Source organism: Mariniphaga sp., from assembly GCF_041687215.1.
Taxonomy (GTDB): domain Bacteria; phylum Bacteroidota; class Bacteroidia; order Bacteroidales; family Prolixibacteraceae; genus Mariniphaga.
In genome coordinates this window covers 150,505-169,703 of sequence record NZ_JAWLCI010000002.1, presented here as the reverse complement: position 1 = coordinate 169,703, position 19,199 = coordinate 150,505, and the positions used below count along the sequence as shown (strand labels likewise).

Below are 19,199 nucleotides of genomic sequence, written 5' to 3'. Positions count from 1 at the left end.
CTTTCACAAAAAATTAGTTTTAACCACTATTTGGCCATTGAATTCAAAACCGTGTGAAAATGAAGTAAATGGGATTAGGTAAAATAAAACTGAATAAAGCCCTGTACATTGTAATTGCATCTGCTGTTGCCATTGCCATTTTTTCGTTTACCATTGGCCGCGAGTTGTACGAAGGTCGCACTCAAAGCCTCACTTCCTTCGGATTGGTTCACTTTTCGGGTTACCTGTTTTTTCTTCTCATGCCGGTTGAAATGGCTTTTGTCTATTACCTTTCCTATTACCGCGAAACGGAATTGATTTGGGTTGCCATTGTTACAGCAGTAACGGCACAGTTTATCGATTATATTATCGGGCTGTTTTTCAGCCTGCAATCGCTAACCAGGCTGGTGGGCGAAAAACGAATTATGAAAGCTGAACGGTACATTCAGAAGTACGGAAACCTCACCATTTTTGTGTTCAATTTTTTCCCGTTATCGTCGCCCGTAATTGCCCTGGCAGCGGGGTTATTAAAATACCGGTTTAAAGATTTTGTTATTTTCAGTGTACTCGGACTGTTTCTGAAATACTTGGCACTGAGTTTAATTTTTTAACCGGATGGAGTTTTGCGAAAATTGTCCCTCGGGTATTCCTGACGACTTGGCGAACCGTCCCGAGTAACCGGATTGGTGAGAGAGGTGCTCCCTGCCAGCGTTTGCTGGTGGGGCGGGCTATTCGATTGGGTGTAGTTGTTTTTTTAATCTGCTTTTTCAAATGTGTCTCTCCATTGATTATCAGTCGGTTCATATTTTTGTTGTAATTCATATCGATATACTTTGCCACCACCCAAAGAAGAATATTCTATTATTATGGTTCTGGTCAAATTAGGTTTTTCAGAATCTGGTCGGCTCATAATTTTATCGAAATCATTTTTCCCAATTGAAAAAGACCATTCAGAAGACTCATCTGGAAATCTAACAATATTATTTAATGTATGAGTAAATAATTTATCAGATTTATAATTAACTTCTACATTGAGACTAATTATCCTTGCTGGAGTATTTTTAACTCTAAAGCCAATCCGAAAAGGAATTGGAATAATTGTTTTTTTCTCAGCATCAATTACTCCATAGTTAGAAGCCCAGACATATGGCCTACTGCTTTTTATAAATTCTTGTCTTGTCCAATAAAGAGAAATAAACGATGTTATTAATGCTATAATAGCAATGGAAATTGGTATCCATTCATTATACCATGGATTATTGGGCCAATTTTCAATGAATACTTTTGAAGTCTCGATATCCATAAGAATATTTTATATGATTTATCAATATGTTGCTTGCATTGTCTTTCTTCAATTACACCCAACTTTTTTGTCTGTTCATATTTTTCGAATCCACTGAACAATATTTGTTGGAAAGGTTCATGTTTTGGTTTTTAGGTTTTAAAAATAGTAATCTTTTGCTAAAAAAACACATCGGCACAACAGAAACACCCTGGTTTTTTTCGCCGGAGCATGAAAAACCTAAAAACAGCTAACTTGCTGTGCCACAATATCCGCCAACGCCATGGGCATGATATTGTTTGGCGTTTCTGACGTCCCCACGGCATGGGCATGACTTTGGCAAGAAACTCTGTGTTTTCTAAAGGGAACCGTTCTTTTTCGGAGAGAACGGTTCCTTTCAACCCCAAAATCTATATTTTAATCCTACCGAAAGTGAAAATCCATAATGTTTTCTTGCGGAGTCGTCAAAACGGTCAAAATAATCGGAATTAAAATAATTTGTCAAACTTTGGTTATAATAAAAAGGACTCATCGCTGGGTGCTGCACGCCGCTCAGAGTCCTTTTATTGGCAACCGGCCTTAATCAATAGTTTCAATAAATTGTTTAGCGGTCATTACCGGAATTTTTGAACCTTTAAAATCTTTTAAATTCCTGGTAATAATCAATTCCTGTCCGTTTTCAATGGCTGTAAAATATTGAAGTCCATCCTCAAAATCTGAGAATGTATCGTCGTTCAAAGCTAATCCAACAATTTTATCATCTAACGGTAAAATTGTCATTATCAATCTGAGTTTTCTTAATATTGATTTCGCTTTGTTCGAATCCATTTGTCTCAATAACGCATAACTGGTATTGGCAAAAGTTAAAGATGATACAGATAATTCAATTTGTTTTTTGTCTGCCAGTGAAAACAGAGTTGCTGCTTTTTCAAAAAATGGTTCTCTCCTTGATAATAAATCAATCACAATGTTTGTATCAACGAATAATTTTTTCATTTGTACTTTTCTTCCAAATAGTCACGATACTCTTTTTTGTAATCAAAATCAGCAGGCAAATCAATCACACCGCTTAAACTCTCAACAAGAGGAGTAATGGAGAATTTTTTCTCCTTTTCATTTTGTTTTGTTATGCTGTCAAGATAAGATTCAATCATTTTTGAAAGGCTGATTTTATGACTTCGGGCATAAATTTTAGCTCTTTCAATAACATTGTCATTTAATCTTAAAGTTAATTTGGTTTCCATAATCTGAAAATTATATTACGTACAAATATAATAATTCAATACGTCACTTGCAATATTTTTGATCTCCCTAAATACCGCTGATGTTTGGTGCAAGTTGCGAAGCATACATTTAGTAATTTCCATTGGTGCTGTATCTTAATCCTTTGTGAAAAACTTATAGCCCAGCGTCAATCCAATTGCCCTGTTTTTAGCTGTAATTGAATTCATTTGCGAAATATTTGCCAACCCGTAACTGTAATGCAGTTTTAAAACAATATTTTGAATTTCCACCCCGGCCCCGGCCTGTAACCCATAATCCGGTCTTTTCCAGTTGCTATCCTTTCCAAACTGGTTTTTGAAAGTTTTTCTTTCAGAAGTTTCTTTTTCCCAGTTATAAATACTTATCTTTTATAATAATCAAAATTAATTTCCGGATATTTTTTTCTCACCCAATCAGGGGCATCGGACAAGTTGTAATTTGTAGGATAATCATATGACCAATTTGTAATTTTCAATCCAGATTCCAGAATAGATTCTCGGGGAGAAAATACCTCAATATACATTTCGTTTCCAAAAATGTTTAAAGGAAATCCTCTTTTATGTATAATTGGTAAAGCCTTTGCCGTTTCTTCAACAAAATTGCCTGTGTGAACTTCTGGTTGCCGAAAAAGGTAAGGTCCACCAATGGAGTCATGAAAATTTGAATGCGCACACAAATAGTCCCCGGTTTTAAAATCTAAGTTATTTAGAAAAACTCCAAGGCCGAAAGCAGTTGGTGAAGTTATTTTGTATAGCCAAATATTTCCTTCCTTTATTTTAATTTTAGTGGCAACTTCAAAGAAATTAATTATCGTGTCTTTCGCAAAGCCACCCACTCTTGTTAAGTTTGGATTACGCTTTTCGTTTTCCGGATTCAAATATTTTATGTTATTAACCCAAAAAAGAGAATCGTTATTAAAAGCAGGAAGTTGCAGGGTATTTATTTTATTCTCTGCTTTTAAACTATCGATTAGCGAGTAGATGTACGAAAAGGAAATTACATTGTCGTAGTTATCGTATCGAAGCTGGCCAAATGCATTAACTGATAGCAAAAGAATCAGCGTTTTTAAAATTAAAATACGATTCATAATTCTGACTTTTTTAACGGTTGGTGCGCATTGACCCATGTTTTTAAAAGGATGGAAAATCCCTCGCTTTCTGAACTTTTAAAAAGGCTGAAAATTTTTTCCTGTGAGTTCCTCTGTTCGGATTTCAACATAGACTTTTGGTTTTTTCCTTTTTTTAAAAATTACGGGAGCTAAATTAGGAATTGCCGCGGGGAAAAACAAGAACAAACAGATTTTTTGATTAGTTGGTGGTTTGGCGACCCAGGAGAAAAGAACAATTTGTGGCGAGCTGGTTTAGCGGCCATTTGCCCGGATATGTGCATAAAGTTTACTGTTCAATAAATTTAATGGTTTCTTTTATTGGCCTGGTGGAGTCACTTCCAATCCAAAACATGTGCCCCCATTCGTTATCCAATTCAATGAGTTTGGAATTTTTAATCATCGTGCTTGCATATTCAGCATGTTCAAATGAAACGCTGTTATCGTTTTTGCTGTGAATAATCAGTGTCGGGCATTTAATTTTTGAAATTAAATCTCCCTCAATATCATGTTCAATATCGCACATAAAACCAGATTTTGAATGGTAATGTTTAAATGTGGTTATCAATTCTTTTATGTCACTTTTTGCCAGTTTGTGTGGTCTTTTTTTCGAAAACTGCGGGTAAAAATTACTGGCAATCGCACCTGGAAATATTCCTGAAAAAAACCGCATCATTCCCCATACAAAACTTTCTGTTTTTGGATTAAACAGCATTTTAGCTGTTTTGTAAATCTTTCCGTTTTTATCCAACCATTTTTTTGTTACGGCAGAAGCTAAAATCAGTTTTTCCACTCTTTCCGGGTAATTACCAGCCATTTCAATTCCTGTTAATCCGCCTGCCGAAACAGCATAAACAATAAACTTATTTAGCCCTAATTGTTCTGCCAGGGAAATTATCAGTTCCGCAGCCTCTTTGGGTGAATTATTGTTTAGTAAAGGAGTATTGCCATATCCCGGGCGCGAAGGCGTAATCAATTGAAATCTGGCTGGGTCGAATCCTTTATGAAAAAGAGTCTCCCGACAGTTTGAGTGACCGCCATGCAAAAACAATACTGGTTTTCCATTTCCTTTTACAGCATATTCAATTTGTCCGTATTTTGTTGTAATCGTTTCTGTTTTCATTACAATTCCACCTCCACTTCTTTTTGATCAGAAAACAGTTTCAGCACCCCGCTGGCATGGCGGTAGTAGTGTCCGCGCAGGTCTTTGGAATAGGTATCGAGAATTTCCCTGCCAAGGCCGTTCAGGTCGCCAACCCTGAAAAGCGCCCGGCCCAGCATAAGCTCCCGCAGCGAGTTGTTCCGGGTGGAGGTGTCATTCCGATCGGCCGGAGCAAGTCTTTTTGCGGTTTCAATATCAGTCATGGCATGTCCCCGCACTCCGTCCATGTTCAGCAATCGGAATAATACTTCGGAACCTTCCCTGCTGGCGATGGTTTCGAGGGCAATGGCTACGGCATGAAAATGTGAAAATTCACTTTCCGGAGTAAGCATACCTGCCAGCCTTACAATGGAGGGAACGGCTTCCACTTTTTGGGTCCGCCCGAGTGCAATAATCAGGCTGTCGAGGTAACTCAGGCTTCTTCCGAACTGTCCCATTCCCCTGAAGTTCCAGCCTTCGTCCCACTCATCGTATGCATCGATGGCATCAATCAGTTCTTTCCAACCGGCAGGGTTACCCAGCATTCCAAGTATCCGGGCATAAACCAGTCTGTGTTCTTTGTTTTGGCTCAAATGGAAAAAATCTTCCATAACAGGAATGGCTCTTTCTTTATCCCACAAAAGGATTTCAAGCCCTTCGAGATCATTCACTACTTTTTTGGCGGCATCCTGAATTTGTTCCATGGAAGGAGGATAATTATCGGTGTAATTATCCGCACCCTCGGGCAGGCTTTTTATTTCCACCAGTTGTTTTTGCAGCCATTTCAAATCGATGTGCCTGATCATTTGGTTATTGTCGGCAGCCAACGCAGCCGCCCAACCCATGGAGAATCCCTGGTTTTGCAGGCAGGGCTGCATGCGGATTACCGGCATGGCATCGCGGTGGGCACTGGCGCCCAAACCGGTGACGGCAATTCCTTCGAGACCTTTGGGCAACAAAGCACGAAAAGGCACCAGTGCCGTAATGTGTTTGGTTCTTTCATCGGGCCACCTGAGTGAAAAGAACGGGTCTTCGGTGTACCCGTGTGTATCAAACGAACTCTGGTGAATGGAGAACGTATCGGGATAGGTTCGTTGGTTGTAAACATCCAGCACCGAAACCGTATAATCACCGATCATTCTGCGGCGCTCGCGGGTTTGCGGAAGTTTGCCCAAATCGTACTCGTTTGCAAATTTATCTTTGGCAACAATAAAGGTACGCCACACATCGAGCATATCTGTATCGCTGGTAAAAGTCCAGTCGGTATTGTTGTAATGGTCGTTTGGGTTTTTAAAAGGCATTCCGGCCCCCTGAACAGCCACCGACAATCCATCGGTATATTCGTAGGCTGCGCCTGCTGCAATGGCAATGTCGGCGCTTCCGGTAGAGTCGATAACCGTGTGGCCCAGTACAATCCCTTTTCCGGCAGGTGTTGCAACCACCACTCCTTTTACGGTTCCTTCGTGCACATAAGCGCCGATACCGAGTACGCCAAACCATATTTCACCGCCTGAATCGCGAATTTCCCGCCGATAATATTCAGTTTTCCAGTCGAAAACCCACTCGTCGAGCCGTTCTTTCTGACGGGGATGGTCGCCGCCGGTGGCACGAACTCCCCAGTCCACCTCCAGCGTGTAACCTTCGCGGTATCCGTCCCAGTAGCGTCCAATCATTCCCATGGTTCCCATACCGCCCAGTCCGTGCAGGTATTCCAGCACCAGTGTTTTGGCTCCGTGCCGTGATGCTCCCACACCAGCCGGCGCTCCGGCAGTTCCTCCGCCCAGCACCACCACATCGAAACTTCCCAGAACAGGAAGTGTGGTTTCTTCCGACGGTAAATCACCGAGATTAAACGAGGGTCGCAGTCCTTCCAGAATTTCACCCACATCACCGGGAAAAGACTCTCCTTCAATAATACCTTTAACATGGAATTCTTTTGCAAGAACAATGCTTTCGGCCATTTCTGCTGCTGCCCGGCCAATTCGTTCTCCCATGTGAATGAGCAAACCGGGTTGTAAAAGTTCAGAAACAGCATCCCGGTGCACATCCGCAATTCCGCTTAGCACAAATAGCCGTTCGGTATTTTTTGGCTGGAACGAACCGATTTTGATGCGTGCTTCATCCAAAGCCGGTTGGTTCCACTTTTCCTTTCCGGTAATGAAATCAGGCGGTACCTGGAAAAGCAGGTCGCCGGCATCCACTTGTCCGGGGTCCCAGATCAGGTCGCGCGCTTCATGTTCTGCCTTGCAAAACGATTCCCATGAATCGTTTTGCATATCCAGCAACAAGGTATATTCCAGCGCTTCGTAGGTTTTATCCTTAAAAACAACCGGTTCAGGAAGCTTTCTTACTTTAGCACCAGGAATGGTTTTGGGTTGATTTCCAACCACAATGTAGCGAAACTCCTGTTTCCCTGCCGGATATTCAGAAAAATCAGCTCCGGCCATACGCGTAACCAGTCCGCGCGGAGTTGCGTCAATAACTACTTTAGCCTTAATCGCCTGACGGCCCGAACGGTTTGAAATAATTACTCCGGCCGGGTGGCCTTCACTGTCATGCACTAAATCGGTGACATAACTTGAATAAAGGAAGTCCACCTCGTTTTCAATAAGTTCGTTGTCGAGTGTTTTTTTAACGTGCATGGGTGTGGGTAACCCGGCACCGAATATTTTTTCGCCCAGCTCAGTGGCGGTTGCTTTTTCATGTTCAGCCCAAAGCCGATAGGTTCCGCAAATATCTTCCCCCAAATAGGGATTCGGCGCAGCCAGAAAAACCGAAGCCCCCTGTTTTGCGGCTGCCGTGGCCGCTGCCACTGCGGCGGAAGATCCACCAACTATCAACACATCCACATCGTAGGCTACTGGAATTCTGCGTTCCGATTGAAAACCATATTTATAGTTGTTTTGACTGACTGAATTTCCAAAGGCAAACGCGCCGGAGGTCATCAAAAATGTTGAACCTGCTGCTGTGGTTTTTATAAAGTTGCGTCGTTTCATCATGATTTGTATTTTATCTGTTAATGGCTGAAGCTGTTTTTATCTCTAATTTTGGTAGTCACCGGGCTAAAGCCGCGGTGTAAAATGCCAGAACCTGAGACGCGGTTCAAAATAATTTTTTTTTTACACCGGAGCTTTAGCCCGGTGGTTTGCCACTTTGATTTTTTATTGGCTTTAGCGTTTAATTTTATCCTCCAAAGTCAATACTTGTCCCTTCTCAATGAGAACACTTTTCAGTTTTTCATATTCCACATCCTGCACCGCGATGTTTTCGTCGATGGCCATACATGCGGCAACGGCTGCCGATTGTCCCAGAATCATAAACACGGGTTCCATACGAATGGAGCCAAATGCGATGTGGCTGGCCGATGCACAGACTGGAACCACCAGGTTTTGGCACTCTTCCTTTTTGGGAATCAGAGCACCGTAAGCAATTTCGTAAGGACCGGGAAGCGGAACGCCAATATCGCCTTCGTTGTGCACGTGGCCGTTTTCATCCACATAGCGCTGCACGTTGTGTGAGTCGATGGTGTAGGAACCCATTCCAACCGATTCGGGCGTGGGCCTGCGTTTCAAAAGTTCATTTTCGGTCATTACAAAATGGCCAATCATGCGACGGGCTTCGCGAATATACATTTGATGCGGCCAGTTCCCGTTGTCGGTGAACTCGTCTTTTGCCAGTCCCCATGTTTGCATTTCGGTCTGAATTTCTTCCGGCACGCGTGGGTCGTTGGCCACAAACCAAAGCAGGCCTTTCTGGTAGGTTTCGTGTTCTTTTATAATTTCTTTTCGGCGTTCGTAACTGGCTTCGGGGTAATCGTAATTCATACCGATGTTGTCGCTGCTGAACGGGCCATGGTTGTTGGTGTCGGTTTTGCGGTTGGGAATGGCGTCAAACTTCCCGAACCACCTGCGCCAGCCTGCATCGAAAATACGCACCAGCAATTCATATTGTGTAGAATCATAACCCTCTGGTTTCGGAAAAGGAATACGGTTTTCGGGATGGTTGGTCATACAAGTACGGAAGCAATAGGCCTGCACGCGGTGGTCGCCCTGTCCTTTTTCTCCGGGATGATCGGGACTGATGCGTGGTAACAATCCGCTGGAAGGATCACCGGGAGTCCAGTAAGGATCAATAGGTTCATCAACTGCCTTAAAATGGTGATGGTGATGATAAACACCAGTTTGCACACCGTTCCATTCTTCGCCATATACATCGTTTCCTTCCCGGCCCACGTGGTAACCCACCCCGGCAGTAGCCAGCAAATCGCCTTCGTAGGTGGCATCCATAAACATCTTCCCCCTAAATGTTTTGCCCGAAAGCGTAGTGATGGACGTAATTTTTCCGTTGGTTTTTTCCACGCCGTTTTCCCGGTCGAGCCATTCGTCTCGATACAATTCAATGTTGTTCTCCTGAATCAGTTCCTCGAAAACCTGTTCGGCAATGTGCGGTTCAAAAATCCACATGGTGCGCATGTCGCCGTCAATCGCAGGTGTTCCCTGTCCGGTATTTCCGTATTCTTCTTTTTTCATCCATTTCCAGGCTTCGTCCTGCTGGTAATGGTTGTAAACCCGGTGATAAAAATTCCGGGCCAGTCCGCCAATGGTTTCCTTTTTGCCGGTGTCGGTCCAGCCGAGCCCGCCGGCAGTGAGACCGCCGAGGTGGATGTCGGGCGAAACCATAATCACCGATTTCCCTGACTGTGCCACCTCAACGGCAGCAATCACAGCGGCGGAAGTTCCTCCGTAAATAATGACATCGGCTTCATACACATTGGGTTGAGGTTTTTGACATCCGGTAAATGCAACTGCAAGCAGCAAGATGCTTAAAATTCCGGTGGTTACGAATCGGGTAAAAAGTTTTGTTTTCATTTTGAATGAATTAGTAATTGTTAAGGAAATTTTTGAAATATACGTTTTTCATATAGGTTTAAAAATGCGGCTAAAGCCAATTCATTCAGTTGTTTAATTAATCCGTCAGTTAAAACTGACGGCAATGCAAGTACAAGAGAGCTAATTGTATTGCCGTTCACTTCAGTGAACGGATTTTTGGATTGCAATTGTTTTTGAGGTTTTAACCTCATTTTATAATTTTTAATCATTTCTGAAAGGATTTCTGAAATCGTTTTTATTTCGGTTCATGTGCAAGAATTTGCTTGTCTTTCAGTAAACGGGTTTTCAGGATATTGTAATCCAGTGAATGTACATCCGCTCCGTTTTCTATGGCCAAAGCTGCAGCGGTGGCTGCCGACTGCCCCAAAATCATAAACACCGGTTCCATGCGGATGGAGCCGAATGCAATGTGTGTTGAACTCACGCAAACCGGTACCAAAAGGTTGTTGCATTCTCCCTTTTTTGGGATGATGGAACGGTAACTGATGGGGTAGGGAGAAAATCCGTGTGCTTCCACATTGCCTTCGTTTTGAACATAGCCGTTGGCATCAACATAGCGTTGCACCTGGTGTGAATCCATTCCGTAAGCTGCCAGACTGATTGGATCTTCGGCCACCTCCAATCCTTCGCAATTGTGTTGAGTCATTACATAATCGCTTATCATTCGTCGGGCCTCGCGGATATACAACTGCTGCTGCCAGCCGTCTTCCCGTTCATATTCATCTTTACAGGTTCCCCATTTGGAAACCACATTTCTGACTTTTTCCGGAATGCGCGGATGGTAAGCCAGTGTCCACATCAATCCCTGCTGATACCTGCGATGTCGTTCAATAATATTTTCACGTTCTTTATAGCTGGCTTCGGGATAATCCCAGTTTTGCCCAATAAAATCAGTGGAGAAACCTTTCTGGTTGTTGGTGTCGGTTTTTCGGTTAGGCATTTTTGAATTGATCCATGGCACAAGTGGATCGCCATAAGAATACATCTCCTCAATCGGGCCATCAGCAGCTTCATAATTCCGGAACAGCAGTTCGTATTCCAGCTCGTTGTACCCGTCGGGTTTTTTAAATGGAATGCGGTTTTCTGGGTGGTCGGTCAGGGTCATTCTGAAACAATAAGCCTGAATTCCTTTGTCGCCATGCCCGTCAATTCCGGGACCTCCTTCTACAATAAACGGGAGCAATCCGCTGGAAGGATCTCCTTTTACAACGTAAGGATCAACGCCATCAATAAAATTGTGGTGATGAGAATTGAGGGAGATGGTTCTTTTCAAGGTCATCCCGATATCATTGGCCTGAACGCCGTTCAGCGTTTCGCCATATTCTTTGTTTGATTCCCGCCCATACGTATAAGTTACACCGGCAGTTGCCATCAAATCGCCTTCGTAAGTGGCATCAATGAACATTTTTCCGCGGTATTTTTCACCGCTTTCCATTTCAATTTCAACAATTTTTTGCCCCTGCTTTTTAACGCCGTTTTCCCGGTTTATTTGTTGTTTATAAACCACATCAATTTTTTCGGGAGCCATCATTTCTTCATAAACTTTTAACGCAGTCGAAGGCTCAAAAGTCCACATGGCATCTTCTCCTTCGGCAGTCCGGGTTTGACCGCCATCGCGATAATCAGAACTCGTTTGCCATTTCCAATTGGCCGGATTGTCGTAGTACTTTTTAATATTCTGATAAAATTCGCGTGAAATTCCGCCAATGGCCTGTTTGTTGCCAATATCGGTTTGCCCAAGTCCTCCGGTGGTTAATCCGCCTATACGTGACGAAGGCTCAACGACAAGCACCGATTTTCCCATTCGCGAACTTTGAATAGCTGATGCAATTCCGGCTGAAGTTCCGCCGTAAATCACAATATCGTATTCTAGGGTTTGACTTTTGGCATCAAATTGAATGGTTGAAAAAAAGATGAGGGTTAAAATGATACCCAGAAAATTTTTTATTGAAAGCATAGCATTTTAATTAAGTGTTATGAATTGATTTTAAATTCCTTTCATTTCTGAACCAGATGATGAAAAGAATTAATGAGAGAACTGTAATTCCAATCCCCACTGAATAGGAAATCTCTTTCGAAAGATGAAATCCCTCAGGAGCGAGGAAAAGATAAGTAGAAACGACTGCCGTCATGAACAGGGCAGGAATGAAGGTAATCCAGTAATTCTTTTTGTATTTCACCAGGTAAACCGTGATAGTCCAAAGCACAACCGTTGCCAGGGTTTGGTTCGACCAGGCAAAATACCGCCAGATAACATCAAAGTTGATTTGCGTAAGGAAGAACCCGACGGCAAATAACGGAATGCTGATGTACAGCCGGTTTTTCATGGGGCCCTGTTTCAGGTTGAGGAAGTCAGCCACAATCAGCCGGGCACTTCGGAAAGCAGTGTCGCCCGAGGTGATTGGCGCTGCCACCACACCAAGAATGGCCAGGAATGCCCCGAATTTTCCAAGCAGCACGTTGGCCGATTCGTTTACCACCCAGGCTGCATTTCCCTGGTGTTCAACCATAATTTCATTCAATTCGCGAATTCCGCCAAAAAAACTCATGCTAATGGTGGCCCAAATCATGGCAACCACCGCTTCGGTAATCATGGCGCCGTAAAAAATCCGGCGACCCAGTTTTTCGTTTTTCATACAACGGGCCATCAGTGGCGACTGTGTGGCATGGAACCCCGAAATGGCACCGCAGGCAATGGTAATAAACAACATGGGGAAAATGGGAAAATCATCGGATTGAGTGTGAAAATTTTTGAAATTGTCTAAAGAAAGTTCAGGAATGTGGTACCCCTGAGCAAACAAAGCGATAATTAAGCTCACGGCCATAAAAACCAGGGCAAATCCGAAAACAGGATAAACACGGCCAATCACTTTGTTAATGGGCAACAGGGTTGAAAGAATGTAATAGCCAAAAACCACCCACACCCAGAAAGTCATGGTGGCATAATCGGGTGTTAGGCCAGCCAAAATTTTTGCCGGACCTAAAATAAATACGGCTCCTACAATGACCATTAAAAAAACTGTAAAACCCCGCATAATTTGTTTGGTTGTGAGGCCCAGATAAATTCCCACAATTTCGGTAATGCTGAGGCCATTGTGTTTTATGGAAAGCATCCCGGAAAAATAGTCGTGAACAGCACCGGCAAACACCGAGCCCAGGATAATCCAAAGGTAGGCCACCGGTCCCCACATGGCGCCTGCAACCGCCCCGAAAATTGGACCTAATCCGGCAATATTCAGGAACTGAATGAGAAACACGCGCCACCAGGGCATAGGCATGTAATCCACGCCGTCGGTCATGGTAATTGCCGGGGTTGGCCTGTTTCCATCGGCCCCAAACACCCGCTCAATGTATTTGGAATAAACAAAATACCCTATTAATAAAATAATGATAGAAATAAGAAGTGTAACCATAATTCAATTTTAATGCTAAATATAATGGGTATAAATTTATTCTTTTAATATTTGATTTGCATGCCGGACAAACAATCCCCGCATATCGTTTTGATAAGATTTAATAATGTTTTCCCCTATTTTGTTGTAATCTCCGCAGTTATACAAAGCACGGGCTAAAATAATTTCGCGCAACGCTCTTGTTCTTTTTGGGTAAGAGGAGTTTTTTACCGGGTTTGGGCCTTTGCCGTTATTATCCAGTTCAGTAAGGGCATCATTCAGATTAAGCATGGCATGACCTTGCATGCCCGGTTTTTGTAAAAGTTTGGCAAGCGGTTCGGCCGCAGATTGATCTGCAATTTTTTCCAGTACCAAAGCAAGCGATCTGTGATGCGATAAGGTAACTCCCGAATCCAGTTTTTCAGTCAGTTCAAGAAGTTTTGGCAGGGCCAAATTATCTCCGCTGTAACCAAGTGCCAGAATTACCGCATCAATGGGAGTTGGAAGGTGAGCGTAATCAGCCATCGAACCCTGAAAAATTTTTTCATCCCAGCCGGAGAAGTTTTCCAATTCAGCCAGAAGAGTGGGGATTCCGTCTTTTTCTCCGCACATGCCCAATACCTGCGCGTAAAGAAGTTTGCTTCTTCCTGTGGATTTTGCATATTCAGTTTTCAGAAGGGGTAATGCTTTTTCTTTATGCGAAAGAATTATTGCCAGTGGTTTTCCTGCGGTTTCCGGATTTGTGGCTTGTCCGTATGACTGAATGGCCTGGTAGATTTTTTCATCAGAAACAGGGAAGGAATCTTCGAGATGTAAAACAGAATCGGCTACATTTCCTTTTTCCACCAGAATTTTTTGTAACTCTTTAATATTTATGTTTCTTGGATGAACCTCGTTGGTAACAGCCAGCATTGCTGCCACACCTGCAGCATATCCCTGGTTGGCCAAATCAAGCTGCATGCGAATCAAGGCAGAAGCATCTCTTTCCATGCTGATTCCGAGCCCGGTAACCAAAATGCCATCCAGTTTTTTGGGCAGAAGACTCCGGTACGGCGTAAAACAAACACCTCCAGGGGCAGGTTGATTTAGTTTCTTCGAAATACTGTCGTGTGGTAATAGTGCAAAGTATGGTGAGCTGGGGTATCCGTGAGAATCATAAGAACTGCTTGAGATTACAATAGCATCAGGAAATGTCCTTCCTGAAACCTGGTCGAGATAATTAATAACATAATCGCCGACTATTCTTTTTCTTTCCCGGTTTTGAATAATGGGAACGGCATCATAAATATTTTCTGAAGCTTTGGTTATGTGCACGCTTACAAGGGAACGCCAAACGTCTGTCATATCTGACTCGTCAACAAGCAAATAATCGCTGTTGTAATAATTTCCGGTTAGAGGTCGCGACGAAAAACCGGTACCCTGCAAGGCGATATCGTTATTTTCAATGTCACCGTACATATAATCAGCGCCGGCTGCGATCGCTACTTCGGCACTTCCGGTGGCGTCAATTACCACTTTGGCTGTTACAACACCTCTTCCGCCGGGAGTGCAAACCACTGCACCTTTTACTACACCGTTTTCGGTGTATGCACCGCATCCCAAAACTCCAAGCCAAATATCACCGCCGACTTTTTCTATTTCAGAACGGTACCATTCCATTTTGGGTTCGGCGTTTCCTTCGGGGAAAGGAACTTCTGCTGCAAAACCTATTTCTTGTCCGTGCCAGGGCTTTCCAATTAAACCGAGAGTCCCGATTCCACCTAAACCTTCCAAATATTCAACAACCAGAACTTTCATTCCCCACCATCCTGCTGCAATGGTTGCCGGGGCTCCGGTTGTTCCACCACCGATTACAACCACATCGTAATCAGCCAGAACAGGTATATTCATTTCGGGACAATCTAGTGTTTCGTCCACTATATCTACTGGCCTTAAACCGCGTAAAATTTCTTTAATATCGCCAGTTGAATTTTCTTTGTGAGATGTGTTTTTGAATGAAATATTCTGGGGCATTTCTTTTTGTTTCGCCATTTGGGCAGCTTCCCGGCCAATTTTTTCGGCAATTCCGGTCATAGCTGCCGGTTTTAAAAGCGAATCGGCAACAGTGCGCGGGATATCAGCACAACCACTTAAAATGAACAGATTATTAAAGTCTTTTGTCTGAAAATGTTCTAATACAGAATTCGTATTGATACTCCAGTCATCAGTACTTTTTTTACAAATAATGGGGTCGGGTGGAATATGGAAAAGTGATTCCGATGCCCTGAGTTGACCATGTGTATAGGTTTTTTCTCTGGCGATTTGTTCTGCTTTGGCAAAAGATGGAAATTGAAGATCAGCCATCTGAATTTTCAAGTTGTGTATAATATATTTCGGGTTATCTTTTTCTTCCCCCGGCATTACAACCGTTCGCTGAAAATCCAGTTCCTTGCCGTTCCATTGGTGTGCTTTAGCTCCAGCTATTCGTCCGACCCAGGCACGGTCGGTGGCATCTATGAGGGTTTTGGCAATAATTGCCTGCCTGCCTGCCCTGTTCCCAATAACAATACCAGCCGGTTGATTATTTTCATCCCATAAAATATCTGTAACGTATGAACCAAAAACGAAATCGACATTGGCATTAACCAAAGCTTCACTCAATGTTGCCTTTACTTCCAGTGGATTTGTTCTTAATTTATTTCCAAAAATTTGTTTTTCAATTTGGCTTTTTAGGGTTCTGTCATCTTCTATTTCCAAACGAAGTGTTGCACACAAATCTTCTCCTAAATATGGGCGGGGAGCAACCAAAAATACTTTGGCACCATTTCGCGCTGAAGAAACCGCAGCAGCAACTGCATGTGTTGCACCACCTATAATTACAACATCGACATTTTTAACAATGGGTATATTTCGTGCAGATTGACTTACATACTGATTGGACAAATCCTGGCTGGTACTTGTTTGTATGGAAAAAACAAGAAAGAGGATGGAAAGTATTGTTGAAAAAATGATTCTCATACCTGTGAATTTTCAATTTGTTCTTATAAATATTTTAGAGCAATTAAATACAAAAACGGGTAAATACAAAATTAATATGAAACGATAAATGTTCATACTAAAATGTTCTGAATTATAAAAACTTAGGTCCGTGTCATACTTTTTGCTAAACTCTTTTGTGGCAGATTGGCGCCTTCATCTCTTAATGTAGAAATCAGCATTGATGTGTCTATATCATTTGCCGGCTGACCGGTTTTAATTGACTGAATTGCAGCCGTACCTGCTGCCTGACCCATCATCGAAGCTGCCGGCTGCACCCTTATTGACCCGTGAACTTTTATATCGCTTGAATTGCACCTTCCTGCTACCCATAGATTTGTCCATCCTTTGGGAACTAAAATTGAATACGGTATTCCAAAATATTCTCCCTGTTTCAATCTGCCCGTTTCATTGTATTCCTTTTTGAAACGATTGAATTCTTCCAAGGAATCATTGTACGCATGAATATCAACGGATTTGTTAAATATTCCAATCTGATCAGGAAATTCACGTTTAGAAATGTAATCATCAAAATTTAATTCATACTCTCCAAGAATTCTCCGTGATTCACGGACGCCCATAACAGAAGCGGTTGTAACATGTTCAACATTTTCGAAACCTGGAACATATTTTTTATAAAAAGACAAATATTCTTTTGCTATCTTTCTTCCCAACATCATCCCTTTTGTCAAACTTTCGCACCTTAACGAATTAAGGTTATACACATGTCCGCCATTCAGGTATCCAATTGTATTTCCGACCTGGGACAAGCCCGGTAAATGCCTGTCGGTATGGGTAAAATGTCCATCCTCAATCGCTTTTAATAAAATTGGATGCTCGGTTCCAACTTTTACACTGTTTTCAAAGTCAATGTTTACAAAATAGGAACACAGTGTTGCCGGCATAATATTGGGAGTATCCCTTCCGGCTTCCCTGCAAGTTGCATCACATAAATCTGCCAAAACTGCATCTCCTGTGCAATCAATAAATGTTTTTGAGGGAATAAATTCATATCCTTCAATATTATTAATTATCACACCTTCGATTTTACTATTTTTGTAGTCTGCTTCGGCATCGATTACTTTGGTGAAAAATCGTACTTCAATATCCGCTTCAACAACTTTTTCATCTAAAAGTAATTTGTACCCTTCGGCATTAAAAGGAGTCCAGTGATGATAAGCTTTTGTAAATACCTCAGGTTTTTCCTGAGGGCCGAGAAAACCCCGTTTATACATATCAAAGAGAATTTCCTTCATAAAACCACCGACAAGAAGCTCTTCTCCGTTTGCCATAGGGTCAAAAGCTGTAACCAGCCCCGAAGTTCCCATTCCTCCAAGGCAACCTGTACTTTCGATTAGTAGTACTTTTGCACCAAGTCGTGAACTGCAAACAGCAGCGGCAACTCCTGCCGGACCTCCACCTGCCACAACAACATCGTATTTCTTCGAAACGGGAATTTCTCTTTTTAATAGATAGGTATCCTTTGTGGCTTTTTTTTCAGAACTCTGTGTAGATTTTGGCAGATTCGATAAAAATGTTGCACCAGTAACAGCAATTAAAGTTTTTTCTATTGCTTTTCTACGTGAAACCTTCATTGTAGTAGTTTTTAAAATGAATAAAAAGGGAGACAAAAATCCCGGTAGAATTTCTACCGGGATTTAATCTAACTAAACTAATAACCCGGATTTTGATCATCCTGGTTTATTGCAGGATTGTTATTTATTTCATCTTCCGGAATAGGCCACAAAAGACGTTCAGGAAGAATATTTTTGCCGGCTGCAGTAAATGCCTCTTGCACTTTTCCTGTCCGTTTCAGGTCAAACCATCTTCGCCGTTCAATTAAAAATTCATAAGATCTTTCTTTTAAAACAGCTTCCCTGAATTCAGTTTGGCTCATTCCGGCAGGGTAATCAACAGGCGAAACTGCGGTTGGGTCGTAACCATATGCCCTTCTTTTGATCATATTTAAACGCTCCAAAGCAAGTGCAGATGGATTACCTTCGGCCATAGCAGAAGCTTCGGCGTAAAATAGAAAAGCTTCTGTAAATCTATAAATAGGTACACTATAAAGGCTAATTCCATCGGGATTACTACTGAATTTCTTAAAAAGGATTGGTACGGTTGAAGGTAAGCTTACCCATTCACCATCTTCATTTTGATATTCGGTATATAAATTAAAACTTTTCCTTAGATCATTTTCATCCCAACTGTCTCCAATAAAAGTGTTCATATCAGGAAGCCATGCAAAAAATCCACTTGTTCCATAATGATATGGATATGCTCTTGCTCTGTGAATATAAGTTGGAATAGTTGAACCCTTTGTTTCGGAATGATGCATTGACATAATATCTTCAGAATGCGTATCAACCCTGAACATTTTATAAAAATCATCCGGCTCAGTAACATTAATTAAAGAAAAAGGACCATTGGTTATCACATCATTTGCTTTTTCCGCAGACTGTGTCCAATTCTCAATGGTTAAGTAAACATGGGCCAGCAGCATTTTAGCAGCCCATTTTGATGCACGGCCAGTCTGAGAACCTACTTCGCCTAAACCACTTTCAGCAGCAATGCAATCTGAAATTATTAAATCATACACCTGGCTTTCGGGTGCCCTGGGAGCTTCCAGTGCTGTTAAGTCAATACTTTCAGATGTTTTTAATGGGACCGGTCCCCAGCCTCTTACCAGTTCAAAATAAGCTAATGCCCTGAGAAAGTGCGCTTCAGCAAGAATTCGTGTTTGGACACCAGGATTTATATCAGTAATATTCGGAACATTATCCAGTACTGCGTTTGCACGGTTAATGGCACGATAAAGAGTTGACCAATTTGTTGCAGCACGACCAATATTTGTTTGGTCAAGAATTTGATCCCAAATTGTAATTGGAGCCTGTGAGCCTCTTCCATTTAAATAATCGCCATGCAACTCTATCATCAGGTAATATGTAATTCCATAAAAATCACTTTGCAAACCATTATAGGCTCCGGCAATTGCACCTTCGGCATCGGATTGGTTTTGATAATAATTTGCTTTGGAAACAAAACTTTTTGGAACTTCATCCAGCATGTTTTCGCAAGCTGAAAACAATATTATAGTTAATAATAGTAATGTTATTTTTTTCATGATTCTTTA

Annotated in this window: 14 protein-coding genes; 1 reads left to right on the top strand and 13 read right to left on the bottom strand. The window is 42.2% G+C overall.

Annotation, left to right across the window (positions count from 1 at the left end):
- Positions 1 to 68 precede the first annotated feature (68 nt).
- The gene (locus tag ACESMA_RS01960; protein ID WP_372947073.1) at positions 69 to 590 is read left to right on the top strand and encodes a DedA family protein; all 522 of its coding nucleotides are present in this window, start codon (positions 69 to 71) and stop codon (positions 588 to 590) included.
- A 143-nt stretch (positions 591 to 733) separates the two neighbouring features.
- Here the strand turns inward: ACESMA_RS01960 and ACESMA_RS01955 are convergent, their stop codons facing one another.
- From ACESMA_RS01955 to ACESMA_RS01895, 13 genes are all read right to left on the bottom strand, one after another.
- Complete coding sequence (locus ACESMA_RS01955; RefSeq protein WP_372947072.1) at positions 734 to 1,282, bottom strand: hypothetical protein; 549 nt, start codon at positions 1,280 to 1,282, stop codon at positions 734 to 736.
- A 558-nt stretch (positions 1,283 to 1,840) separates the two neighbouring features.
- Positions 1,841 to 2,257, bottom strand: a complete 417-nt coding sequence (locus ACESMA_RS01950; RefSeq protein WP_372947071.1) for a type II toxin-antitoxin system VapC family toxin — start codon at positions 2,255 to 2,257, stop codon at positions 1,841 to 1,843.
- Entirely contained in the window at positions 2,254 to 2,505 is a 252-nt protein-coding gene (locus ACESMA_RS01945; RefSeq protein WP_372947070.1) for a DUF6364 family protein, read from the bottom strand. Before ACESMA_RS01945 ends, ACESMA_RS01950 begins: the two co-directional genes overlap by 4 nt.
- A gap of 135 nt (positions 2,506 to 2,640) precedes the next feature.
- Positions 2,641 to 2,883 carry an outer membrane beta-barrel protein gene (locus tag ACESMA_RS01940; protein WP_372947107.1) on the bottom strand — a complete coding sequence of 81 codons (243 nt, stop codon included), beginning with the start codon at positions 2,881 to 2,883 and terminating at the stop codon, positions 2,641 to 2,643.
- Between the two features lie 2 nt (positions 2,884 to 2,885).
- A complete protein-coding gene (locus tag ACESMA_RS01935) occupies positions 2,886 to 3,611 on the bottom strand; it encodes a hypothetical protein (protein ID WP_372947069.1) in 726 nt (241 codons plus the stop codon).
- Between the two features lie 307 nt (positions 3,612 to 3,918).
- A complete protein-coding gene (locus tag ACESMA_RS01930; RefSeq protein WP_372947068.1) occupies positions 3,919 to 4,752 on the bottom strand; it encodes an alpha/beta fold hydrolase in 834 nt (277 codons plus the stop codon).
- Positions 4,752 to 7,769 (bottom strand): FAD-dependent oxidoreductase, encoded by a 3,018-nt coding sequence (locus tag ACESMA_RS01925; protein WP_372947067.1) that lies wholly within the window; start codon positions 7,767 to 7,769, stop codon positions 4,752 to 4,754. Before ACESMA_RS01925 ends, ACESMA_RS01930 begins: the two co-directional genes overlap by 1 nt.
- Positions 7,770 to 7,940: 171 nt before the next feature.
- Positions 7,941 to 9,638 carry an FAD-dependent oxidoreductase gene (locus tag ACESMA_RS01920; RefSeq protein WP_372947066.1) on the bottom strand — a complete coding sequence of 566 codons (1,698 nt, stop codon included), beginning with the start codon at positions 9,636 to 9,638 and terminating at the stop codon, positions 7,941 to 7,943.
- 256 nt (positions 9,639 to 9,894) lie between these two features.
- Entirely contained in the window at positions 9,895 to 11,616 is a 1,722-nt protein-coding gene (locus ACESMA_RS01915) for an FAD-dependent oxidoreductase (protein WP_372947065.1), read from the bottom strand.
- A gap of 10 nt (positions 11,617 to 11,626) precedes the next feature.
- A complete protein-coding gene (locus ACESMA_RS01910; protein WP_372947064.1) occupies positions 11,627 to 13,072 on the bottom strand; it encodes a carbon starvation protein A in 1,446 nt (481 codons plus the stop codon).
- 36 nt (positions 13,073 to 13,108) lie between these two features.
- Complete coding sequence (locus tag ACESMA_RS01905) at positions 13,109 to 16,048, bottom strand: FAD-dependent oxidoreductase (protein WP_372947063.1); 2,940 nt, start codon at positions 16,046 to 16,048, stop codon at positions 13,109 to 13,111.
- A 122-nt stretch (positions 16,049 to 16,170) separates the two neighbouring features.
- A complete protein-coding gene (locus ACESMA_RS01900; RefSeq protein ID WP_372947062.1) occupies positions 16,171 to 17,661 on the bottom strand; it encodes an FAD-dependent oxidoreductase in 1,491 nt (496 codons plus the stop codon).
- A 77-nt stretch (positions 17,662 to 17,738) separates the two neighbouring features.
- Positions 17,739 to 19,190: a RagB/SusD family nutrient uptake outer membrane protein gene (locus ACESMA_RS01895; RefSeq protein ID WP_372947061.1), complete on the bottom strand. Its 1,452-nt coding sequence runs from the start codon at positions 19,188 to 19,190 to the stop codon at positions 17,739 to 17,741.
- Positions 19,191 to 19,199 lie beyond the last annotated feature (9 nt).